Origin of the sequence: Tunturibacter psychrotolerans, from assembly GCF_040359615.1 — a bacterium.
Lineage (GTDB): Bacteria > Acidobacteriota > Terriglobia > Terriglobales > Acidobacteriaceae > Edaphobacter > Edaphobacter psychrotolerans.
On record NZ_CP132942.1, the window covers coordinates 471,251 to 495,536 of the forward strand.

Here is a 24,286-nt window from a genome sequence, read left to right on the forward strand (position 1 = left end):
TGATTAAACTATGCAGTTCCTCATCAGCAATTTTGATATAGGAACCTTCGGACCATTTGAATTCTTCTCGTCTCCAAGTTTTCTCGCTGAGGTCAAGGTGAAGTATTCCGAATTCGCTGTCGCCGCTCTGAGGCGGTTGAAATGCTCCGTTCTCAAAGTGAACTTAATTGGCTACCTGAAAATGACGCCACTACCTGCCCTTGTTGAATATGTTCGTGGCCAGTGAAGAGGAAATCCGAATTCTCTTGAACAACGGTTCTGAATGACTGGTAACTAGCCGTGTTCAGCCAGTTTTGAGGATGATGGATTAGAGAAATTACAAGGTCACAGTCAGTTTTTGCTTTCGCGGCATTCAGCACGCTTGCCGGAAGTCCTAAAGCGCCTTGGATATCATTCTTTCGAGACAACCAAGCCGAATTGAAACATCGGAATTCAATATTCGATTCGCCCAATGGGGTCATTCGGGTATAGAACAACTGTTCGCCAGGAGGGATGACCTCTCCCGTTACTGATTTGACAAACTCAAAGAAATCAGATTGCACCCTTAAAAGACTGTTTACAGTCTCTCCGGCCACGTCTAGAGCTTCTAGTTCTTCATGGATTGAATCCAATAGCTTTGGACGCAGATCTCCAACTTCTCGGAAATTACAGTCATGGTTTCCAGGAATGAATAATATGGGTGCCGGTTTTGCAGCTGGATCGAGAGCTAGACCTATCAGCAATGTCCGAAAGAACTCGGCCGCAACGTCATACTCGGATTTGCTTCCAGAAAAAGCAACGTCCCCGGTTACAACCAATAAGAGCTGTTCGCCGGGAGAGCGAGAAAACGAAATCCTGTTTGATAGCTTTTCTAAACGTCTAAAACCAACGTCCATTTTGCCTTTGAAATGGATGTCACTAATATGGACGATCGCAATCTTCATTGATTCTGTACCCTGATCTCTTCTGTGAAGGTTTATTTAACGTAGTCCCGACATCCGGCTCTGTATAGACCAGTTATTAGGACCGCCTAGGCCAGATCGTCCTCGTCAGAAGAGACAGCATCCGAGCGAACGCCCGTCTCAGGAGGGTGGCTCATACATAAACGAAACCGCAACCTCGGGTTGCTAGTCATGCAGCCATTGCGAGGGCCCGCAATGTTCGCCCGGCATCCCAACGTTTTTTGAGGGTATTCGGCATGGAGCCGTTCGCTGCTGATTCAGTCGCGTCACCGCCCGCACGCGAGTCACCAGTGCGTGATATGCTGACACACCTGAAAATGCTGTGCATGCCAGTATTCGGTCGGGGGGCATCAATAATGTCCAAGAAAATCAAATCTCAAGTCACGCAGAAGGATCAAATTCCCGTTTCCCCGCAGGGCTCAAGGGCTTGGCTGAGATATTTGCCGACTTCGATCACGCAGGTTTTCCCAGAGATTTCCTGACGTCCGCTGATAGGGGCAAGGCCATCTCAAGAACGAGAGGATGTGTGGGGCGATTTTGAAGCTAGTAGGCAGTTACCCCACGCCACCGATGAAGAACATGGTCGCAAGGTCGGGTATCTGCTGTCAAATCAAGGTCTGCCGAAAGTGCGAACGTGGATTGAATTTGTGACGTACTCATTGAGACCACTACTATTCCTGAGCGGGATAGACGCCAAATGTCGTGCTTTTGCGGACCAATCAATTCATGGGCATCCGCGCGGGCTCTAGCGAAATGCAAACGATTGGCGTGGGGCTATATGGCACGCAACTGCAAGCAGCCAAATGTCGCACGTTGCAGCCGAGATGAAAGACGCAGTTGTAAGCGCAAACAGTCATATCGGACTCTGGCAAACGCTGAACGTGTCGCAGCCAAGGCCTCAGATAGACTCGGCGAAAAAATAGTGGCGTACAAGTGCCTCTTCTGTGAACAGTTCCATATTGGCCACCTAGGCAGACGGGCCTCCGAGTCGGAGGCTGTAGCGTCAACCCAATTCGAGCTAAAGCATGAACAGAGTGAGGGCAACACCCTGCCTATCCGTGCTTTACTTCAAATCAAAGTTTTCCCAGCAAATCGGCGAGTGGAATCTTGAATCCATCCGCAATTGACTTAACCAACCTTAAACCTGGGTCTCGTTTACCTCGTTCTACCTGTGAGAGATAGCTGCGTCCCACCCCAAGCAACTCCGCGAATTCGAGTTGTGTTATGCCCTTGCTCTTGCGCAAGCGACGTACGCGGTCGCCGAACTTCACGCGAATATCGGTGGACATTACCTGATAGTCGCGTGTATGCTCTACTCCTTGGGTGCACTATAGTGCACATTCCCTTTGGGGGTCCTCGAATAACAACACCGCAGGGAGTGCCTTTTGGAGAGCGGTGATCATCGTCGGAGTTGAGAGCCTTCGATTCATAACGAAAAGAGATCATCTTCGAAGCATCATTGTGAACGAGTGCTCGCATCTGATTTCCAGGCGTGTTGTTCCGGAATCTTTTTTCCGCAGTTCAGATCGAAGGTTGGAATTGCTCCGCGATGGAAATCAGCCCATCACGATTTGAGCGTGAGCACTCGTTGTTGGACCTGTTTGTACTCGGATACGACCGAAACTTGTTGTCTGAAAGACACGGAGAATCGGCCGATTTGTCAGGGAGGACCATATGCCTGTGCGTAAAATTCCCAAAAATTACAGATGCATCACCGGAATCATCTCCGCTCGAAAAGCCGTGGGCGAGGCCGGCTACGAAGCAAGTCTGGAACGTGATTTTTTGCTCCTACTGGAATTTGATCCTGACGTAAAAGCGTTTGAAGTACAACCGCTTCGTATCAACTGGCGAGATCAATCCGGACGACGCCGACGGTATACTCCCGACTGTCGGGTCGAATACATCGATGGACTGAGGAAGCCGACCATCTTTGAGATAAAATTCCGCCGCTCCCTTTGGGCCGATTGGAACAAATTACGGCAAGCGTATCGTGCCGCAATTCACGCAACGGCAATGGAAGGGTTCAGGTTCAAGATTCTGACCGAAAAAGAAATTCGCACGACCTACCTTGACTGTGTGAAATTCCTCCTGCCGTTCGTTCGACGCGGAACCGATCACGCCTCTAAACAACTCATCCTGACAGCGATAGATAAAGTTAAGGTAACTTCCCCACGGGAACTGATGGCGAGGATCTCGGATAATCCGGCAGAAAATGCGCTTTTACTACCTTCTCTCTGGTATCTGATAGGAACATTTCAAATCTATTCGGATCTAACCAAGCCGCTCACGATGGATTCGAAGATCGAGAGCCTCTCATGACACATCCGATACACAGTCTTGCTCTTAGACGCGGAGAACTCGCCTTATATAAAGGGCAGCCAGTCGAAATAGAAGCGGTTTTCGGTTTCGACATCGTGCAGGTTAGAGATCTCGTAACCGGGGGTAGGTTAGAAGTGGAGATCTCGCACCTTTCCCGTCGCGACACTGAAGTTGACTCCACGACGGACCAAACAGGCTTCAAACCTACAGACGAGTGGCGAGAGATAGCAGAATTCAGATTGGAGGTGATTAAACCACTCCTGAACAGTCGGAATCGGACACGAGCAGATGTTGAGGCAAGAGCATCTGAATTCAATTACAGACCCAATGCACTCTATAAATGGATTGCCGCTTATGAAGGAGACGGAACCCTTTCTTCACTCGGTAGAAAGCAAAGATCGGATGCGAGGAAGACGACCTTTGACGCGCGGACTGAAGACCTAATTTCTAGTGCATTCAAAGAACTCAAACCAAAAGATAAGCAGTTTACTGAAATCTACCAGACAATTAAGGACAAGATAGCCGCGGCAAATGCACAGGAAAAGGCAAATAATAAGGATTCTTGCTGCGACGGGTCAGTTCCTGGAAATTTCAAGCCAATGGAAATTCCAAGCGCAGGCACCGTCAGGAATCGCTTTCTCGCGATTCCGAGAAGGCAAAAATACTCCCGGTTACACGGTGCCCGCTCAGCAGAACACATGTTCGATCCAATTCTTGGCAGCTTTCCTGGGGCAAATTGCCCGTTGGACGTTGTCCAAATCGACCATACGTTGCTCGATATCATGTTGGTCGATGAGAAGCACCGCAAACCAATTAAGAGGCCATGGCTGACGCTCACGTTCGATGTCTGCAGTCGAATGGTCACTGGTATCTATAGTTCAATTGATCCTCCTGGTGCAATGTCAACAGGACTGTGCATCGCTCACTCTATTCTTCCCAAGGAAGAATGGCTTTCGGGGTTCGGCTCTGACGCCCAGTGGCCTGTATGGGGAAAGATGACCGCTCTACACGGTGACAATGCGTTTCGCATGAAGATGTTGAAGGTTGCTTGCAAAGATCACAAGATAGATCTGATCTGGCGCCCAGTTAAAAATCCCAAATTCGGAGGTCACATCGAGCGCTGGTGCGGCACACTTGCCCAGGCTGTTCATTCTCTTCCCGGCACGACGTTTTCAAATCCGAAAGAGCGCGGTACATATGACTCTGAGGCCAAAGCGATCTTCCCGCCAACCGAATTTAACCAATGGCTTATAGAGAGGATCGCGGCATACCACGCTGAAGAACACTCCCAACTTGGAATGTCGCCGCTCGATCGTTACAGACTCGGAATTTTCGATGGGACAGATAAACACCCAGCTGTCGGCCTGCAACCTCGGATCCAAGACCCTAGAGACCGTACCCGATTGCAGTTAGACTTCATGCCATTCGAGGAACGTACGGTGCAACGGTATGGCATCGAGATTGACAAGATCTTTTACTACCACGATGTGCTACGGCGGTGGATTAACGCACCTGATCCTGATAGTCCCAAGCTGAAGCGCCTGTTCAGATTCAGGAGATTTTATGCACATCTCAACTCGGTATGGTTTTATGACCCTGACTTGGATGACTATTTTGAGATTCCTACACGGGACTCAACGTTCCCCGACATGAGCATCTGGGATCTCAAACAGATCCGCTGTGAAGCAAGAGCAACCAAGCTACCGAATTCGCAGATAGATGAGGAGTACCTCAAACAGCGTTACCTCCGAATGCGCGAGCAGGAGGAGGCTTCGGCTAAAAAGACGAAAGCCGCCCGCTCCAAGTCAGAACGCCATAGGATGTGGGATGCATCTCCAAAGCCACAAGTAGCACCTGCCGTACAGGATGAATCTGATTTCGACTCCGACACTATCGAGCCGTACGTAAGAGTCAGGGGGTTCAGCGAGATGCCTGAGACTGCGACGAAACTGCGCGAATTGCACGAGATGGCTTCTGAGGCACTCTATTGGGATAACTCTGCACGAATCAGACGAGTTTGGGATCTCAAAACACAGTGGATTCCGTACACGCGTGCAAAGTTTCTAATCCGCAAAGCCAAGGAACTCTTGAATCGACCCAAGGCTCCCCGCCTTCCTTGTCTGCTGGTTTACGCTGATCCAAACTCAGGAAAGACTGCGCTCCTCAGACGCTATGGTGAATTGCATCCTATCGACCCTAATCTAGGCGGGGATGCTATCCGTGCCCCCGTCATTGGCATTGAGATTAGAAGTCCCGACGAAGGAGCCCTATACGACTCAATCCTAAAAGCCATCCAAGCGCCATTCAAGATTCAAGATCGCGTTCAGAAAAAGCGGAATCAGATACTAACGATTCTCGAAAACATCGGCACTCGCCAACTTCTCCTCGATGAATTGAACACTGCAATCTCGGGCCCTCTTTTGAAGCAAAGAAACTTTTTAGGAGCACTTAAGAACCTGCTGAATGAACTTCAAATGACAGTTTTTGCAACGGGCACGCCAGATGCACGAATCGCACTCGCCCTAGACCAGCAACTCGAAAGTCGCTTCGAGATGGAAGAGCTGCGACGTTGGACCTATGGCGAAGAATTCAGAGAGTTACTTGAGAGTTTCGAATGCCGACTACCCCTACGCGAGCCGTCCGAGCTGCAAGCACCGATATATGCGAAAAGAATTCATGAGTTGACTGAAGGTTACATAGGGAAATCGCTGAGCTTCTCATGCGCGCTGCCGTAAAGGCCATCGAGACGAAGAAGGAGCGAATTGATGGCAGACTTTTAGCAGACCTCAACTGGAAACCTCCTTTACAGAGAAGGGGAGAGGCACGTGGATTGCATAAGACACTGGCCGGTTCATCCCCGACCACGTAAGGATGAGTTGCTGTCGTCTTGGTTGCAAGAACTAGCGCGCGGTAACGGTCAGAAGCTACAAGCCTTCTCCGACTGCGTGTTTGGAGCCAGCCACCAGATCTGGAATCGCGATGTCGATAGGCTGGCGCCGCGATGGCTGCGAGCTAACCTTGTTCGTCACACCGGAGTGCCGAGGCAGAGTGTTACAGCTACAACGTTCGACGGTTATAGAGGGAAACTCTATCGAACAAGAAATATCTCTGGTCGACTACGTTGGATATTGCCCTTACAAATGTTCCACCGTACATACCTTGGATTTGGGATGCAGTATTGTTCGCAATGCCTTCTCGAAGATGATGAGCCGTATTTTCGCCGACGATGGAGGGTGTCTTACTGCACATTTTGTCCGAAACACAATGCTCTCCTCAGAGATCGGTGTTGGCAGTGTGGGGCCACCATAGCATTCCATCGCCGAGAACTGGGCAGGCCCATGCTGCTGTTAGCCGGACCAATGAGCATCTGCCATGCATGCGGTGATGATCTTCGTGCGGCATTACCTCTCACCATTCCCATACTCGACCAGAAGTCATTCCTGGAAACGGTTGAGTTCCTGAAAAGCCTCGAATCAAATCACCGCGGAAGCTTCCGATTTGGCTTTTCTTTCCACGCTATACTTCATCAGCAATGCAGACTCATCCTGTCGGAGCGAGCGGCGCCGGGGTTTAGGGAATTCATTCGTGAACGCCTCAATTGTCCCGATGTGCATCTTGTGAGTGGACGGTCTTCATTTGAAACCCGCACTATCGTCGAGCGGCATCAGGTTCTCGGAATGGCGATGTGGATTATGTCGGACTTGCAGAAACGGTTAAAGTTGGCTTGGGAGTCGCGAGCTGTAAAATACAACGCTTTGCTTAAGGATTTGGACAGCCCTCCTCAGCGATTTGTTTCCTTCGCCCGGCAGTTCAATCGAAGCCGGACTAAAGGCACATAGGATACCCGCTACCAACGAGGTGTCTTGACTTGAGAGCGATGTATAAATCGCTGACGATGGCGGTGCTGGGCTCGCCCAGCACCCGGCCGGAAGATACTCTCGACTGAGGCGAATTCCAGTCCGGCGCGGCTCCCGATCCTCAATTCGCTGCAAAGAAAAGCCTCCCACGTGTCGCAGGAAGCCTTTGTGGGGCTGAGGCGAATGTTTATTTTCTCATCGCTGCTTTTCGCATCGATTCACGTTTTGAATGCTCGGGATCTCCATCCCCCCTACCGCCGTCTTGTGAAAATGCTGGTAGATGAGCTGGCCGACCTTCATGAGACCGGTCAGGGCGAGGGCTGCAGGTACCGCCCAGGCAAAGGAGGTTAGGGCGTTGTGTACTGAAGCTCCCATGATTGCCTCCTCCTCTTTAGATTCCTAGACGGCCTTGAGGGTCCAAATGATGGCCACGAGGCCTAAAAGCAATTCTATAGCAGCCGCCCACCATAGGTTTCCAGGGATCTCATCGTAGAAGCCTTGTTTACTAGGTAATTTGTGCCGCGATTCTGCTGATTTGCGCATGTGCCCGTCACACGGGCCCGGCATGAAAAAACTCTGGAATCTTACGGGTTCTCTTCGGCGAATTGAACTGCCGTTATCCAACCTTGCCGAGTCGCGACATGGAGAAGTTTATCTCTCTCCGAAGGGTTGGGCTTGGAGCATGGAATCATTGCAACCCTTTCCGCCCGTTCGTACCAGCTCGGTAGGTCTTTAAACAAATGCAGATGGTAATGCAACTGATTTGTCGATCTAAGGGTCTCGATCAAATAATTTGGCCAGTCTGCGAAGAGACTCACAACCGCTTGGAGCATATAGGCTCTCGATTTCACATCGAGATATTCGAAATTCATCGGCGCACCACTAGAGTGTCTGGACGTGATTTGGTGTGACCCTGGCAGCATTTGCGACCTCAGGTTCTCCGCTAAGGTAGACGGACGGCACATAACGTACAGAAGTCTTGCCAACACCTCAAAAAAACTCTCACAACTGGATTTCCTGACCAATGAGCCCAGCACGTGACACATTCTCAAAGTCTTTTTGTCCGCTTGCTCGGATGGTGCGCAATTAGCGACTGATCGATTGCAGTATGCGCACCGCTGCAGGTCCTTTCCTGGATTACCCAAGCTCCAGTTGAGAAATCGAGACGCACTTCGAAATGATTTCCCGCAGTGAGGACAACTTTCTCGAAGGAAGCAACTATGCTTCAAACAGCAGGTGTATATGGAGATAGACCACGGAAGCTGATGGTGACCCTTCTCCTCAAGACAAGCTGGGCAATACTGGTTACTCATAGCACCGTATGACCCGTCTTGCCACAGATGCCACTGCATGGGCGCGGTTCCCCCCCGTATTCGATAGACCGGTGTCCTAGACAGTCCATGAAGGCTGGAAGGAAGGCATTCGATTACCTGTTCTTTTTCGGCTCCAATCGCCTCTGCGATGGAGTCTATGAACGGACTTGTGTATACCATGCGATCTAACGCTGCAACAGGTTGGTCGTTCCCAAGCCATGCACAAAGGCTTCGAACGGACACGTTATTCCCGGCTGCAATCCTAAGAATCCAGGATGACAAAATCTCGTCGTTAAAACGGCGCGGATGCCATGGTAAGAGACTTGACACCTTCGTTACCCCTTATCTGGCTGGCCGCGTACAACGCTATTTCGTACTGGTACGAATTATCGTTGTTCAGTACGAATTAGCGTTGTATTTGACAGCCAGTGTCAGATTAAACGCTATTTCGTACTGGAGAGCCGATCTCAAGCTAAATTTACAACGATATTCTGTACTGGACTAAGAGCTATCGGATACCAGATGGAATTCTTCAGCGATACAGAATACTGGCTTCAAAGTCTTCCAGTCGGAACCGACGAAACTTTGCGGTTCAAACTACTGGAGGGTTCTGATGAAAGAGCAAGGCGAATGGTGGATCACCGAGTACCACAACGTAGCCGTCACGCCTGCACTGTAATATCTCAAGTTTGGAAATTGCCACTCGGTTGAGTGGTGCTACACTGGCGCCACTCTTGGGTGCATCCGAAAGGTGCTGTTCAACGCCCTGATCTACAGGGGAGAACGATATGGCAAGCGACGGTTTCATTGCGTTCAATGCAAGGAGTAACCGGAGCCGGTTTGTTCACCAGGCTGCGACGCCCCGGTGCCCCCACAGAGTTCATTGACTCCCGGACTGTAGAGGAGTATCTCAAGAGCGGGGAACTCGAAGAGACCTTGATCAAATACCGCCTCCATGTACTTCGCCAAGATTGCAGTCATTCCGAACCCAGAAATTTTAGGCCTCGACGCCCAGATCGATCCTGATCTGCCGATGTTCATCGTAAAAGCCGCGGTCAGGTAAAAGCGTGAAGAGTTCGATACGCCCGACGCTTCAAATAAGTCGACGGATGTGTCTTGCCGAGGTCGTTCTGGCCGGTAGTGATCTGACAGAAGGATAGTCAGCAATCGCCTATTTCCCACCTATGCTGGTGCTTATGATGCACAACGTTTTGTCGCACATTACTTCTTGATGGTGACGTGAAGAGGGGACGTCTTCGGGGTTGTTCCAGTAACACTGGTTGCTGTGATGGTGATAGACACTGGTTTGGTGGTGATCTCCGCAGCTTTGCTGGCCTTGAGAGTCAACGAAACCGTCACTGGATTGACGCCACCGAGGGTGACAGTTGATTGGCTGAACTTGCACGTAACATCGGTCGGCAAGTCAGAGCATGAGAGTTGCACCGGATCTGCAAAGCCACCTTGGGGGATGAGATCCAAAGTGACTTTCTCGGATTGACCTTGCTCGACTTTGACCGACGCAGGTAAGACTTGCATGACGTAGTCTGCGACCGTCACTGGGATAGGGGACGATGAAGACGTTGTGAGGATGGCATCACCCGAGTAGGTTGCGATCAGATTGTTGACGCCTGCTGCGAGTTTGCGAGTGACAAGAATGACGGTGCCGCTCTTGGGAACCTTAGCTCCGCCTATCGCGGTCGAACCGTTGAAGAAAGTGACTGTTCCTGTCGCAACATGCAACGGAATACCCGAGCCGACGGTAGCGGTGAGAGTGACGGGTTGTCCACCAAAGGAGTTCGAGAGGCTCGTACCAAGTGTCACATAGGAATAGTCACTTGCGGAGAATGGCACGTAGTAGGTCTGCGACGCGCCTTTGACATTTGCGTCACCTGTATAGTCCAACCTTAGGGTTCGCGTCCCGACACTTGGAACATTAACTGTTGTCGTCCAGTAGCCGCCATACAACGAGCTATCAACTTTGTCTTTGCCTCATACAACAGGCGATCCAGTTGTAATGTCCGATACGGTAATAGTTCCCCCGTACGGTGCAAACCCCAGACTTGCGAATCCCATCTGGGTAACGAGTTGTACGGGAGCATTTGCGACGGTGTCTCCGATGGGAAAGAAATCCTCAAAGACTCCCTGTGCCTGGTTTACGGTGTAGGTATAGCTCCCTTTACTGTCCGCGAAACTCGGATCGCCAGGATAACTTGCTACAAGCCGGTGCGACCCTGCACCCAACGCCTGCGTGGGCAGAACGTAAGAGATCGTGCTCGATTGGCTAGTAGGAAGCGTGGTTTTGATAGCACTGTTCTCACCATAGTTCAAAGTCATCGTACTGGGAGCAAATGTTCCGGCTGCGTAGTCGTATACTCCTCCGTTGGTGATTGGATTGCCATCTGCGGTCATGGTTATCTGACCAGACGGATAGCCATAACCAGATTTTCCAGCGACAATGACTGCGACCGGCCACGATTCTCCGTAGCTTACCGTGATGGGGCCGGTTGCGAATGTGCCACCGCCAACCGAGCCCACAAAAGTCTGGCTCTTCTCGGCGGAGACAGTGACAGGCACCTCGTTGGAGGTTCCAGGGCTGTATTTGCCGTCACCGCTGTACCGAGCACTAACGTTGTAACTGCCGCCAGGTACGACGTAGGTCAGGATATTGGCAACGCTCGAACTCGAGAGTGGTGTCAGATCGCCGGAACCCACTCCTACCGTGCCTGCTGCTGAAGACGTCGCCGAGAGAGCGACTGCGCCGGTTGGGGCAGTGCAGGTGCCTGGGGCGGAGCAGGCCACAGTTGCCTGGAATGTGATCGGTTTGCCATGGACTGTGCTCGCGCTTTGCCCATTACCGAGTGCAAGCGTCACCCCGCTGCTGATCCCGCTCGCTGCCGACTTCCAGTTGTTGACTAGCGCGTTCACATCCATCGAGCCTAGGCCGGTGGCAAGGTCATACCCTGTTCCTGCGTTGTAGCCAACCGTATACTGGCCGTTTGGATCGGGTACTTTGTTGTTGCCCTTGATCGTGTCATGGAAGACGCCGGAGACTTTGGCGAGACGGTAGAAAACATAGTTGGCCATGCCTTGCGGCTGACCACCCATCTTCTGGTTTACCAATGCCATGATGCCCGCCGCGGCCGGGCTCGAGGCTGAAGTACCGCCAAAGGTAAAGAAGTAATCTCCGTAACCGCAGTTGCCGTTGAGACAGACAAGATACCCGTCGTGGAGTGAGGCGGACAGAGAGATGTCAGGAAGATCGCGAGAGCCATCATTAGGAACCCCGACGGCCGTTTGCCAGTTGGGTTTCGCGTAAAAGCTGCTTACGCCGCCGCTCCCTGCGTACAGCAAGACATCGTTCGGATCGTTACTGCTTTCGTTCCACACGATCTCAGGGATATAGCCAACCGCAGATTCGCCGGTAGTTGGGTTGTTTGTTGCGCTCCAGTATTTGGTGGGGTTGGTCGTATCGTCAAACTGTGTACCGCCGACTGCAACGTCGTAGGGAGTAGAAGCGATTCCGTTAACAGCAAGAACGCCAGAGGAATAGATGCCGCCTGCGGGGGCGTCGCACCCGGCTCCACCGTTGTCTCCGGCAGCTACGAATGAAGTAATTCCCTGTGCTGCTGCCTGCTGCCATAGCGAATTGTAGAAAGCATTCTCAACCGGGCCGAGATCGCTTTCGCATGATCCGTAGCTGGTGCTCATTACCGGTGCAATATTGTTGTCGACGATGTACTCAGCCGAGACATCCACTCCATCCGCGAAGTTGCTCTCCGATACAACGAAATCAATCTTTGCCATTGGTGCGACGGCACCGGACCACGTGACATCCAGTGTGGCTTCATCGACATCCGTGGTGATACCAGGATCGTCTCCATTGATGATGATCTGGGGATCGTTCACCGGAAGCCCGAGCAGATTGCGGAAGTCTCTTATGTCCTGAATGTTGATATTGCTCCGACCGACAATCGCGATCGACTGGCCGGCCCCATTTACTCCAGCGTTGTAGAGTGGTTGCACGTTATAAATCTTGGCGAAGTCTGCGGGCGCCATGCCGTGTGAGCTGTCGTCGAAGGTAAATTGCCCTCCGGCTTTTTTGAAGTGTACTTTCGGGCCTCCGATGATGGCGGGTGACGATGGATTGATATGCAGCCGAACCACACCCTTGACGACATTCCGCAATGCTGCGGGGAGCTGGATCTCCCCCGAGTTAGCGATGAAAGTCTTGTTTTTGTATGTGTAGGAGTGCATTTGAGTAGCAAATGCATTCTCGACCTGGGAAACGGTACCACTAAACACGATATAGCGAAGACTCTGTGAGACCTGATGAACAATCAGGCCTTGACCTTCGAGCCACTGGCGAACCTGAGAGGAATCGGTATCAGCAACCCCGAACTGTTGACCGAATTCGGTCGGAGTGAGCCACTTGTGGAAGGCGGGAGAAGAGGCGTCGTGTTGCGACACGATAAGATCAGCGACGGCTTGATCCTGCGTCGCTGTGGGCGCCAATAGCAGAATCATACGACCAAGCTTTTGGCTGCCGGGAAGGCGTCCGGTATCGTGGCTCAAACCGATGAGTCGGTTCGGGCTACTACCTGGGACAACGACACGCTGCGTATTCTGTATTGCTTCGGTTATACGCGATTGAGCGTTTGCATCTGGGCTTGTGATCAAGCCTATGGCAATGCAGGCTCCCATCGTGCAGCGTCTGAAACTATCGTATTTATGCATCAATTCTCCATATTCGTGACACTAGGTTCTGCTCCTGCAGATCTGCTGTAAAACCAAAGTTGGTTCTCGAGAAGGGAGCGCCTTCATTCATCTCAGAGGAGAAGCGGGTGTGAACCCGTCTGCGGCCGTAGAGTCCACAGTTGTATCCGTATTGCTGCCCGGAACGACACCTCAGGTACGAGACGAAATCGCAGCCTCGCGGCACCACACCGACCTGTCAGCGCTAATTGTTAAGCGCCAACTGGCCATCGATATTTTTTGAGTTCGGCTTGACTATAGCCCGCATCGCATAAAATCACTTGACTATAGTGGACATGCCGTCGAAATATTTCTTCGAAGGGCCCAGTCCGAGAGGTGCAAAGGAAATGCATGTAGCACTTCCGCCCGAAAACCTTCAGAGAGTAGGCTTCCTCTCGTACTTGCCTGGACTCCTACGCCGCTTTGGAGTCAACCCAACTGACGTATTGTCGGCCTCCGGCTTGAGCGAAGATGCCTTAGACAATCCGGAAGGAACGATTCCTTACCGCGCGATGGGCTTGCTCGCGGAAACGGCCTGCAAGAGCACTCGATGCCCGCATTTCGGTCTCGAAATCGGCCGTCAAATTCAGACAGCAACGCTTGGCCTTCTCGGCGAGTTGATGAGAAATTCGCTGACCCTCCGCGATTCCTTGCACGATTTTGCACTCAACCAACATCGCAACGCCCATGGCGGGGTCGCCTACCTGTTGGAAGATGGCCCACAAGCGTTCCTGGGATATGCGGTCTATCAGCCCGGCGTGCCGGGCAACTATCTAATTTGCGACGCCGCTGCCATGGGCGCGTTCACCATTTTTCGTGAGCTCGCAGGTTTCGGTCACATTTCGGGTTTGGAAGTTTTATTCGCCCGATCTAAGCCGAGCAATATCGCCTACTATAGACAAGCCTTTGGGGTGAAGCTGACATTCAATGCAGACCAAACTGCCATCGCCTTTCCGCGAAGGATGTTGGAACAGCCGATCCACGGCGCAGACACTAAACATCGGATCACCCTTGAGAGAAGCATTCGAGACCTGTGGCACGCAGGTGATACCGATTTGTCAATTCAACTGCGCCGAGAACTAAGAGTCGCACTGTTACGAGGCGACGCTTCCGCGCTCAAGGCCGCTGCCCAGATGGGTATGAATCGTCGTACGATGCACCGCCGCCTCGATGAACTTGGGCTTAAGTTTCAGAAGGTCTTGGATGAAACACGGTGCGAGTATGCGCAGCAGTTATTGGCTTTTACAAGGCTAGAGATTAACAAAATCGCCACTATGGTTGGCTATACGGATCCGAGCGTCTTCACGCGTGGCTTCGCGCGGTGGACGGGGAACACTCCAAGTCAGTGGCGAGCGAAACGTTCGGAAGAGAGTAGAGACTGTATCTGAAAAGATCGACAGTCTATAAACGATAGATCGCACTGTCTGTAATTGAACCGAACGAGCCTCCTAGGTATAGAGTCAACGACGATCTTCTCCACGCAAATAAGATATCTGGCGTTGTTGTTGATTCCCGGTGTAGTCTTTTTGCTCATTGCAGGTAGGTTGACTTACTCCATATCTAGGCCAAAACGCCTAGGCGAGGATTCTTTTCATGGGCCGTTAGTTGCTGCGAATGTTCAGGTGCTAAATGCCTGCAGAGTCAGTCTACCGGCCGCCATGTGCGGAAGAAGAGGAGAACGATGAATTCGATCCCGCTGAGTGGCATCGTCTTTGCTTGTGTTTTCACGGCTGCATTGGTTGGTATGGCTATCCGGCGAATCCTTCCGGAGGAACACCTCTGCACGGATGTCAAGGAGACCGTAAGACTCTCGACAGCTCTAATCTCCACCATGGCTGCGTTGGTCCTGGGAATGCTTGTATCGTCCGCAAAGTCGACCTATGATGCACGGCAGAACGAGGTCGTAGAGATGTCCTCCGAGATCGTCACCATCGATCGAGCCATGGAACGGTACGGTCCGGAGACCGGGAACATTCGTAGTGAATTCCGCCGCGTTGTAGCAGAGGGCGTCCAACGTATCTGGCCAGCCCAAAGCTCCTTGGCTTCAGAGCGTCGACCAGCTAACAAAGCCGAAACACTGGTGGACCAGCTGGAGCATTTGGTCCCAAATGATTCCACTCAAGTTGCCGCTAAGTCCCAGATCATTCTGCAGATCATTGCTTTGCGACATACTCAATGGCTTATGTTTCTTAAGTCCCAACACAGCTCGGTACCCACTCCTCTCCTCGTGGTACTCATCTCCTGGTTGGTGATCATCTTCGTCGGCTTCGGTCTCTTCGCTCCGCCAAACGCCACGATCTTCGTTACGCTAGGTCTTGCCGGCTTAGCCGTATCGGCGGCGATCTTCATCATCCTTGAGATGTATAGCCCCTTTACCGGTGTAATGAGGATTTCTTCAGCGCCCCTTATTGAAGCGCTATCCCAGATGCAACGATAGGCCAATCAGTGAGTATTCCCCTCAATCCCCAGACAACGTCCATTGCGTCCTAGGGCAGAACCGCAACTATGGCAAGACGCGCACCATAGACAGAGGGCGCGTTCGAACGGCGGTTGTCCAATTCAGATTAAAGTTCGGTTCTCCGACCTATCGGAGGCAACTCCGAAGGGTCGGAGTTAAACGCCAGAGTCTCCACTTCTTGAACCATACTAGGCTGACTAGAACGTCAACATCTATCAACGGTTAGCCGATATCTGCTCTCACAGTTTTATTTGGTCAGGCGTTTGCTACAGCAACGGTGTATTGCAACCATTTGAGGAGACCACGTTCTTGTTGGTCCGATTACACTGACGCGCACTTTCAGGAATCGTTTTTCTGAAAGCCGAGTGCATCGAAAAGGACTTTTCCATCATGATGACAAAGTTGACAGCGTATGCACTGCTCACGTCTCTTTCCTTGCTAGTTGGTTGCAAACAAACACCCTCTCAGGACCCAACCACCTCGTCCGCGCCCGAAGCGGTCGTGAAAGATGCTGCATCCGCTTACGAATATCTCTACCCTCTCGTCGTCTTCGGCGTCTCGACAGAGGCTCTCACCAACGTCGAGAAGCCGACGTGGGAGACGTTGTCGGCACCAATCAATCAGTTCATGAGTGTGCGCCAAAGCCGTCCAGACAATCATGGCGTCATCCTTCCCAGCACGGACACTTTGTATACGCTGGCGTGGACTGATGTGACGAACGAACCAGTGGTATTTACTACACCGGACATTCCGAACGTGCCCGGAACGACCAAAAAGCGGTTCATGATGTATGAGTTCATGGACGCATGGACGAAGGTCTACTACAGCAATGGACTGCAAAAGGGGCTGACTAAGAAAACCAGCTTCATCATGGTCGGCCCCGACTTCAAGGGCGACCTGCCTACGATTCCGAATAGCATCGTCGTCCACTGCACGACCAATCAGTCCTGGCTGATCGTCCGCACCCAAGTTGAAGGACTCAACGATTTGCCCAATGTTCATGCGGTTCAAGATCAATATGACCTAAGGCCACTCAGCGCGTTCGGTAAACTCTTCACTCAACCTCTCGGAACCGTCAATCCTAATATTGCCGTCACGCCGGGCCCGTCGCCACAGGCCAATGCACTAGATGGCGAAAAGTTCTTCACCAAGGCGGCCGAGTGGTTTAACAAGGTGCCATTTCCCGACGAAGATAAAGCCAAGGGCGTTGACAAGCTTCTTGCCCAGTTCGGCATCGTTCACGGTCAACCCTACGACTACTCCGCTCTATCGCTTGAAAAGAAGGCGGCGATGGGCCTCGCTACAAAGGCAGTCCAACATGAGTTCGATAAGATCGCTGCAAATCCAGCCAGCATCGGAGATCTGAAACACGGGTGGCTCATTCCAAACCCACACCTCGGCAACTACGGAACAGATTATGCGCTGCGAGCAGGAATCGCCTTCGTAGGATTTGGCGCGAACCTGCCCGAAGATGGCTACTACCCCTTCTTGGTTCAGGATGGCGCAGGAAAGACCCTGGATGGTGGAAAGAAGTACACGATCACCTTCGCCAAGGGGCAACTACCACCTGCCGGAGCTTTTTGGTCCGTTACCAACTATCAGAATCACTTCCTGATACCCGGCACCACAAAGTTTTCTGTAAGTGAATGGATGAATCCAAAGAAAAACGCCGATGGATCTTTGACCATCTATCTGCAGCCTACGAGTCCAGGTGCGGGCAAAGAGCTCAACTGGCTACCAACATCTGCAAGCATCCCGATGATGACGCCGCTAATGCGCCTTTACTGGCCATTGCCACCCGCTCTCAATGGCACTTGGTACCCACCGCCCGCAGTTGAGGTTCAATGAGGTAACAATATGAAAAAGCTTCACGCAATCCGTTATGTCGGACTCGTCGCTATTTTGGTCGCAACATTGACTTTGACAATTCAAGTTGCTCAAGGTCAATCAACGCAAATTCAAGGCGTGATTAATGGCCGCAGCGGTGCGACCATGACGGTGCAAAGTGTCGGATCTCCCAACACCGTCGTGCTTCTCACTGACAGTACTAGCGTCGGAGAGGTCGAAGGAGTCTTCAAAGCTCGCACAAAGCAGATGCCTATGACGGCTCTCATTCCGGGCCTTCCTGTCCAGATAAAAGGAACTCTTAACGATCAAAATCAGCTTGTCGCCGACACGATAAAGTTCAAAGGCTCAGATCTGAAAGCTGCCATGGACGCTCAGGCCGGTCTGCAACCAACCGAACAGAAAGTAGCTGCCAACGCGGCGCAGATTCAGCAGAGTCAACAGGAGATTGCAGCGCAACAAGCTGCTCTGCAGCAACAACAAGCTCAACTTACCGAAGAGCAGCAAAAGGTCGCTGCAAATAAAGCGGCAATTGCAGCCGCTAACAAACGTTTTGGCGAATTAGGCGAGTACAACATCCTGGGAGAAGCGACTGTTCTATTCGGCAATGGGAAAATCACCGTCGAGCCGCAATATAAAGAGCAGCTTCTGAAGCTAGCACAACAAGCCAAAGGTATTACTGCCTACATCCTTCAAGTGCAGGGATACGCTTCTGCGGTCGGCAGTGCCGCGTTGAATCAAAGACTCAGCAGCGAGCGTGCGGAGGCGGTCACGGCAGTTCTTGTCCAACAAGGCCAGATTCCTCTCACCAATATGCTCGCTCCGGGAGCAATGGGGACGTCTTCCCAAGTCGACTCTGACAAGACCTCTGAAGGTCAGGCAGAAAATCGCCGTGTAGTCGTTCGAATTCTGCAAAACAAAGGTGTATCTGGGACCTATTAAAACCGGGCTCTAAATAATTCGCCTATCTCAGTTGAGGAGAATAAATATGCCTGCTTATTCGAGAACTTCCAAGAGGATCTTGAAGAGTTTTGTAGTTGCAGGGATTTGCCTGCTTGCCGTCCATTCAGGGGTTGCCCGGGACAAATACGAAGCTATTGACGCTCAGGCTTTTGGTACCGGCTCACAGATGGGGCAGAATATCGGGGTTACCTTGAACATCTATGAGTTTTCCACTCCAGCAGACCGAGTAACGCTGGTCCAGGCGTACGAGAAGGGCCAAAATCAGGGTCTCGTCAACGCTCTCTCAAGAATGAAAGCTGTAGGACACGTTGAGATAACCGGCACGCTCGGCTACGACTGTGCCTATATCAGGATGACCACCACACCCACCGGACGTAAGATCGTATTCGTCACGAATCGGCAGATTCGTTTTGGAGAAGCCTTCTTCGACACCCAATCCCAGTCCTACAACCTGACGGCTGGCGTTCTCGAACTCAACGATCAGGACAAGAGTAAAAGCACGGGAATTCTATATCCCGAAGCGCAACTCACGATTAATAAAGAAGGCCAATTGTCACTGGATCTTAATCAGAACCCCTGGAGACTATCCGACCTCCTTGATTGGAAGGGAACTGCGGGAGTTAATTGAGTAATAGAAGAACGGATGATCGTGGTTGTCGCCGCTTCAATCTAACGCAGCAAAGACAAGGTCGCCAACTAGGTCTTTGCCCTCCCCCGATCGACCATTTGCATCCGTACGACGATAACGATCGGTGAGTTATGCTACGCCTTTTCTTGAGTTCTCATAGAAATAGGTATTTTTGTGCTGGGGTGTAACTCGACCAGAGGCATCTATCTATCGTTCTACAATGGTCCAGTCCGGATCCGGATCAAACTTGGTCATAGAGCTCACTATCTCCGCAGCGCCTTTCCCCAGATCCTTCTGAAGGAGCACGACAACTTCCCTCAGATAAGATCTCCATCAAACTTCTTTTGAGGGTATTCAATATCACCTTATCCGATCGGGTGCCGTCTGCTGCAGTCCTTCACTGTCCGTCATGTGGATTGCCACGATTGTCATATCGTCATCCAACTCGTCGTTCGATCCTCGCGTGGACCAACGTGACAATTCTTCAAGTAGCCGATCGGCAAACTGAGCCGCCGAGGTCGTAGAGTGCTCGTTCTCCAAAAACTGCTTAAAGCCATCCGCACCAAACTCTACTCCGGCGGGATTCGTTGTTTCAGGTATCCCGTCGGTATAGAGCAAGATGCGGTCCCCAGGCGTGAGGGGAAGTTCCGTCGAAGTGTATGTTGCAAACGAGAACTTCCCGAGAAATAAACCGTTTTCCTCAATGCTACGTACGCCTTCGGCCCCCCATAAAAGCAGAGGTGGATGACCAGCGCCAGCGTATTTCAGTGTTCGGTTCTGAATGTCGATAAAGACGTATGCCGCTGTAACGAAATGATGTTCGAACTTTCCACACAATACTTCATTCAACCCCAACAGCACCCGCGCCGGATCGGCCGCGTGCGACACCTGGGATGAGAAGGCAATCTTTATCATTGATGCGATAAGTGCCGCGGGCATCCCGTGTCCCGATACATCGGCCACAAGAACGCCGAGATGCTCCTCATCCACTACGATGAAATCGTAGAAATCGCCGGCCACCGACGTCATGGGGACGTAACGTGCTGCGATATCTAGACTGGCGATTTTCGGGACGGTGGATGGAAGAATCGATAATTGGATCTGCCGCGCTGTTTCCAATTCTTTCTGGATATCGCGCAACTGCTGTGCGAGCTGTTCGCGGATGCCGCGAAGCGCGAGGTGGGTTTGCACACGCGCCTTTACAACCGCAGGGGAGAATGGCTTGTGGATGTAGTCCACCGCACCGACCTCGAAACCCTTCGTCTCATCCTCGACCTCCGTCTGTCCGGTAAGAAATATGACTGGTATGTCGCGCGTCTCCGGATCCAGTTTCAACCTCGTACATACTTCGTATCCATCCATCTCGGGCATGACAACATCCAGAAGAATCAGGTCAGGTAGAGGCATAACCTTGACGAGCTCTAATGCCTTTGAGCCATTGGTTGCAATGCGAATTTTGTATAAATCCTTCAAAATCGAATTCACGATTTGAATGTTGGCGGGAGCATCATCCACCACCAGCACTGTCTTCTGATTGACCTGAGTCATTTGCTGCCCTCAATTCGTGCACAAAGTTCGGCGATGCCATCCAGTTTTACCAGCGCAGCGTCAAAATCGAAGTCGTTGATCGACACGCTGAGACCATCCAGATAGGGCTTCTCGACAACACCAGCCACTGCGTCCTGCAAACTCCGAAATGACTCCTCGGCGCCGCCGTCACTCGCCTCGAGCAAAGTCTTAAGCCGATCAATCGCAGCAGTCACCGCCTTCCCATCGAAGGGCGAAATCTGTACCGCTTTGGGATGAGCGCTCGCCGATTCGCTTAGCGCTTTATTGATCGCCTGAATCTGAGTTCCCATCACATTCGCAAATTCAGCGAGTGGTGCCGACAGACCTTCTTCTCCGCCGCGTAGTGCCTTCTCCAGTTTCTGGGCTACCAACTGAACCGCCTCGATTCCAAGATTGCCCGCAACACCCTTGACGGTATGGGCAATGCGTTCAGCCAATTGCAAGTCGCCGCTTTTGAAAGCAGCCGAAACCTGGTCAGCTGCGTCGATTTGCTTGACGGCAAATTGCCTGAGTAGATCGCGATACAGTTGCCTGTTGCCGGCGACACGGTTTAGTCCATCCATGACTTTGATCCCTGAGATGTCTGGCAGAGATACGTCATCAGACGCTTTTATATTGGCGACAGGTGTTTGGGGTCCGACTGCCTGTTTGGGCCTCGGCTTTGCCCATCGCAGCAGCGTCACAAACAGATTGTCGGGGTCAATCGGCTTGGACACATGATCGTTCATGCCGGCATCGAGGCAACGCTGGCGTTCTTCAACGAGAGCATGCGCTGTCATCGCAATGATTGGGAACTTTCGCAATCGTAGATCGCTTCGCAGGAGCCTGGTTGCCGTGAACCCATCCATCTCGGGCATCTGCAGGTCCATGAACACTACATCGAACTTAGGAGGCTGGTCTCCAGCGGTTAAGATCTTTACTGCTTCACCGCCATGGTTGGCAACAGTTACGATCGCTCCCGCGCTTTCCAGAAGCTCTGTCGCAACCTGCTGATTCATCTCGTTGTCTTCGACAAGAAGGACGCGTATCCCTGTGGCGTCATGGACGGCCGCGCTGTCCTTTCTCTTATGGGAACGGTGGTCATCCGCGCCCGCGACGCCAAACAGGTCCACCAGAGTGTCGTAGAGTAGCGACTGGTTTACTGGTTTCAACAAGTAGCTTTCGACGCCGATCTCCTCCGCCTGCGTCCTGATCTCGTCCCGCCCGAAGGCGGTGACCATCACGATTTTGGGAATATTCTGCAGACGTTGGTTGCGCTTGATAACGCGGCTGGCCTGCAGTCCGTCCAGTCCCGGCATATGCCAATCCATCAGTACCAGGCGATACGGGTCAGTAGAATCTGCGGCAGCAATTTCCCTCACCGCGTCCTCACCGGACGAAACCGATTCAGCGCGGAGTGCAAATACGCGAAGCGCCTCGGTGAGTATCTCGCGAGCCTGCTCGTTATCGTCAACGACCAGGGCCCGGATCCCAGCCAAATCAACTATCAATCGTCTTTGTTTGTCCTCCGATCCAACTCCGAACCAAGAAGTGAAATGGAAGGTACTCCCCACCCCAGGCTCACCCTCTGCCCAGATGGAACCCTCCATCATTTCGACCAGCCGTTTTGAGATGGAGAGACCAAGCCCGGTGCCGCCATATTTTCTCGTAGTTGAGGTGTCCGCCTGCGCGAATGCCTGGAACAGTCTCGAGATCTGTTCCGATGTCATCCCGATACCGCTGTCTCGGACGGAGAATTTCACCTTGACCCGATCGGCTATCTGGTCCTCCATCGCAACCGTTACCAACACCTCGCCGCGTTCCGTAAACTTGACGGCATTGTTCACCAGGTTGATCAGGATTTGCCCGAGTCGAAGGGGATCGCCAATCAGGTTGGGCGGGATGTCATGCTGCGCTGCGATTAGGAACTCGAGGTTTTTGTCCTGCGCTTTTTGACTGACGATCGTCGATAAATTGTCGAGCACGTCTTCTAACCGGAAATCTGTCTTTTCAATATCGAGTTTGCCTGCCTCGATTTTGGAGAAGTCCAGAATGTCGTTAATGATTCCAAGCAGTGAGTGTGCGGCGAACTTCACCTTGGTCAGATAGTCTGACTGTTTTGGAGAAAGATCTGTCTTCAATGCGAGGTGGGTCATCCCGATGATGGCGTTCATCGGTGTCCGGATCTCGTGGCTCATGTTGGCCAGAAAATCAGACTTGGCTTTGGTGGCAGCTTCGGCCGCCTCTTTAGCCACCTCAAGGTCCGCGGCCTGTACCTGGGTGTGTTCCAGCAGCTTCCTGGTTACAAGTTTGCTGGAGAGTATCTTCGTATTGAGGGCGACGGTCGGTAATAGCGCGTCCAACAGTGCCTGCTGTTGCTCCGACACAGGGGCGGACGATGCCAGTTCGATGATCGCCAGGACGTCGTCCTGGTTCATCACCGGGATAAACAGTATGCAAGCCGGGCTTACTGTACCAGCCCCTGTGCTTACGCTGAGAAGTTTGTTCGTTTCGGAGACAATCCGAAGCGTTCGGTGCTCAGCAGCCGCTTGCCCCGCCAGGCCCTCGCCGAGAGAGAACTCTCGCAATTCGGTCGAGACATCTGTTGCAAATGCCCCAACTCGAGCGAAGTGCGTGCGACTATCGTCGGCCAGGTAGAACGCTCCGTACAGCAGATCTAACGTCTCGGAGATTCGCGATAGTAGGGCGCTGGCGAACGCCGGAAAATCTTCCGCCGACTGTAGTCGCTCAGTCGTAGTCGCCACCTCCGATTTTATCCAGCGCAAAATCTCCCGCTCGCGAGCAGCGATCTGCAAAGTCTGCAAGGCTCGGCTCATCTCACCAATTTCATTGGTACGGTTGAGATTTGCTATGGGTAGGTCAAGTCGTCCCTGCGCAACGTCAAGAATGCGAGTCCGGAATGACAAGACAACCTTAACCACTTCAATCTGCACTATCGAGAGAGCAATCGTGAAAGATGCAGCGAGTCCGAAAATGATTACGATCCAGGTGATCAGAATTGTTCGATGAGTTTTGAGGGTGAGTTGATCGGACTGTTGGTCGAGGCCCGCGTGAACTTCATCAGCTAGGTCAGTCAGCGATTGGCGTTCCCTGCGAAACTCGGGTTCAAATGTTTCGCGCGCCAGCTTCATAGCCTTGTCATTGTTGCCACTTAAGGCCGCAGCCCGAATTGGGCCGGAGTCGGATACCGCTTGGTCAAATAGGGCGGAGATCGCATCGATCTTCTGACTCATGCCTGAAGTTTCTGCGTTGCTCAATGCGACGGAAGAGTGAAATTCGGCCGCCGTCCTATCGAGCTCTACGTCGATCACTCGCATTCTGTCAGGATCAGGCTCAGCAATCTCCTGATAGACGAGCTGGGCGAATCGGTTGCTCAACACCCGCGCGACAGTTAAATTGTGGAGGGCTCTGACATCTTTGGCTATCAGATCGCTATACCGGCTGTCGATTTTATTCATCTCGACCGACGCGTAGAACGCTGCCACAATAACCATGAAGGCCAGCGGGAGCAAAGCTACTAGTATCTTGGTTCGGATTTTTAAATTCGCTAAAAGACCCATCTGGCGAGTTTTAACCCCCAACCATGAAATGGCGACTTCGACGATGGACAATTGTAGCCGTTCAGAATGCGCTCAGTGGAC

The 24,286-nt window shown here is 52.0% G+C and carries 18 protein-coding genes and 1 pseudogene; 9 read left to right on the plus strand and 10 right to left on the minus strand.

Annotated features, from left to right (window positions below; translation table 11 throughout):
• Positions 1-152: 152 nt before the first annotated feature.
• Positions 153-923, minus strand: a complete 771-nt coding sequence (locus RBB77_RS01745; protein ID WP_353064464.1) for a metallophosphoesterase family protein — start codon at positions 921-923, stop codon at positions 153-155.
• Between the two features lie 1,091 nt (positions 924-2,014).
• The gene (locus RBB77_RS01750) at positions 2,015-2,230 is read right to left on the minus strand and encodes a helix-turn-helix domain-containing protein (RefSeq protein WP_183974139.1); all 216 of its coding nucleotides are present in this window, start codon (positions 2,228-2,230) and stop codon (positions 2,015-2,017) included.
• A gap of 385 nt (positions 2,231-2,615) precedes the next feature.
• Here RBB77_RS01750 and RBB77_RS01755 point away from each other — a divergent pair, with 385 nt between their 5' ends.
• From RBB77_RS01755 to RBB77_RS01770, 4 genes and pseudogenes are all read left to right on the plus strand, one after another.
• The gene (locus RBB77_RS01755; RefSeq protein WP_353064465.1) at positions 2,616-3,260 is read left to right on the plus strand and encodes a TnsA endonuclease N-terminal domain-containing protein; all 645 of its coding nucleotides are present in this window, start codon (positions 2,616-2,618) and stop codon (positions 3,258-3,260) included.
• The gene (locus RBB77_RS01760) at positions 3,257-5,995 is read left to right on the plus strand and encodes a TniB family NTP-binding protein (protein WP_353064466.1); all 2,739 of its coding nucleotides are present in this window, start codon (positions 3,257-3,259) and stop codon (positions 5,993-5,995) included. The genes RBB77_RS01755 and RBB77_RS01760 overlap by 4 nt, the downstream gene beginning before the upstream one ends.
• A gap of 90 nt (positions 5,996-6,085) precedes the next feature.
• A pseudogene (locus tag RBB77_RS01765) lies at positions 6,086-6,523 on the plus strand (TniQ family protein); the annotation flags it as partial.
• A gap of 75 nt (positions 6,524-6,598) precedes the next feature.
• Positions 6,599-7,099 (plus strand): hypothetical protein, encoded by a 501-nt coding sequence (locus tag RBB77_RS01770; RefSeq protein ID WP_353067721.1) that lies wholly within the window; start codon positions 6,599-6,601, stop codon positions 7,097-7,099.
• Between the two features lie 213 nt (positions 7,100-7,312).
• On the opposite strand, the gene RBB77_RS01775 is transcribed toward RBB77_RS01770, so the two are convergent.
• From RBB77_RS01775 to RBB77_RS01795, 5 genes are all read right to left on the minus strand, one after another.
• Positions 7,313-7,492 (minus strand): hypothetical protein, encoded by a 180-nt coding sequence (locus RBB77_RS01775; protein ID WP_353064467.1) that lies wholly within the window; start codon positions 7,490-7,492, stop codon positions 7,313-7,315.
• 209 nt (positions 7,493-7,701) lie between these two features.
• Positions 7,702-8,760, minus strand: a complete 1,059-nt coding sequence (locus RBB77_RS01780; RefSeq protein WP_353064468.1) for a TniQ family protein — start codon at positions 8,758-8,760, stop codon at positions 7,702-7,704.
• A 483-nt stretch (positions 8,761-9,243) separates the two neighbouring features.
• Positions 9,244-9,411 carry a hypothetical protein gene (locus RBB77_RS01785; RefSeq protein ID WP_353064469.1) on the minus strand — a complete coding sequence of 56 codons (168 nt, stop codon included), beginning with the start codon at positions 9,409-9,411 and terminating at the stop codon, positions 9,244-9,246.
• A gap of 240 nt (positions 9,412-9,651) precedes the next feature.
• Positions 9,652-10,332, minus strand: a complete 681-nt coding sequence (locus RBB77_RS01790; protein WP_353064470.1) for an Ig-like domain-containing protein — start codon at positions 10,330-10,332, stop codon at positions 9,652-9,654.
• Between the two features lie 87 nt (positions 10,333-10,419).
• Complete coding sequence (locus tag RBB77_RS01795; protein ID WP_353064471.1) at positions 10,420-13,164, minus strand: protease pro-enzyme activation domain-containing protein; 2,745 nt, start codon at positions 13,162-13,164, stop codon at positions 10,420-10,422.
• Between the two features lie 365 nt (positions 13,165-13,529).
• Here RBB77_RS01795 and RBB77_RS01800 point away from each other — a divergent pair, with 365 nt between their 5' ends.
• The 5 genes from RBB77_RS01800 (at position 13,530) to RBB77_RS01820 (ending at position 19,076) form a co-directional block, all read left to right on the plus strand.
• Positions 13,530-14,570: an AraC family transcriptional regulator gene (locus RBB77_RS01800; protein ID WP_353067713.1), complete on the plus strand. Its 1,041-nt coding sequence runs from the start codon at positions 13,530-13,532 to the stop codon at positions 14,568-14,570.
• Between the two features lie 293 nt (positions 14,571-14,863).
• The gene (locus RBB77_RS01805; protein ID WP_353064472.1) at positions 14,864-15,619 is read left to right on the plus strand and encodes a hypothetical protein; all 756 of its coding nucleotides are present in this window, start codon (positions 14,864-14,866) and stop codon (positions 15,617-15,619) included.
• A 411-nt stretch (positions 15,620-16,030) separates the two neighbouring features.
• Positions 16,031-17,488 carry a DUF1254 domain-containing protein gene (locus tag RBB77_RS01810; RefSeq protein WP_353064473.1) on the plus strand — a complete coding sequence of 486 codons (1,458 nt, stop codon included), beginning with the start codon at positions 16,031-16,033 and terminating at the stop codon, positions 17,486-17,488.
• Positions 17,489-17,497: 9 nt separating this feature from the next.
• Positions 17,498-18,427 carry an OmpA family protein gene (locus RBB77_RS01815; RefSeq protein ID WP_353064474.1) on the plus strand — a complete coding sequence of 310 codons (930 nt, stop codon included), beginning with the start codon at positions 17,498-17,500 and terminating at the stop codon, positions 18,425-18,427.
• 79 nt (positions 18,428-18,506) lie between these two features.
• Positions 18,507-19,076 (plus strand): hypothetical protein, encoded by a 570-nt coding sequence (locus RBB77_RS01820; RefSeq protein ID WP_353064475.1) that lies wholly within the window; start codon positions 18,507-18,509, stop codon positions 19,074-19,076.
• A gap of 207 nt (positions 19,077-19,283) precedes the next feature.
• Here RBB77_RS01820 and RBB77_RS01825 read toward each other — a convergent pair whose 3' ends face one another.
• From RBB77_RS01825 to RBB77_RS01835, 3 genes are read right to left on the minus strand one after another with little or no spacing between them, the layout of a single operon-like run.
• Positions 19,284-19,382 carry a DUF2950 family protein gene (locus RBB77_RS01825; protein ID WP_353064476.1) on the minus strand — a complete coding sequence of 33 codons (99 nt, stop codon included), beginning with the start codon at positions 19,380-19,382 and terminating at the stop codon, positions 19,284-19,286.
• A gap of 54 nt (positions 19,383-19,436) precedes the next feature.
• Positions 19,437-20,600: a SpoIIE family protein phosphatase gene (locus RBB77_RS01830; RefSeq protein WP_353064477.1), complete on the minus strand. Its 1,164-nt coding sequence runs from the start codon at positions 20,598-20,600 to the stop codon at positions 19,437-19,439.
• A gap of 20 nt (positions 20,601-20,620) precedes the next feature.
• Positions 20,621-24,205: a response regulator gene (locus tag RBB77_RS01835; protein WP_353064478.1), complete on the minus strand. Its 3,585-nt coding sequence runs from the start codon at positions 24,203-24,205 to the stop codon at positions 20,621-20,623.
• Positions 24,206-24,286: the final 81 nt, after the last annotated feature.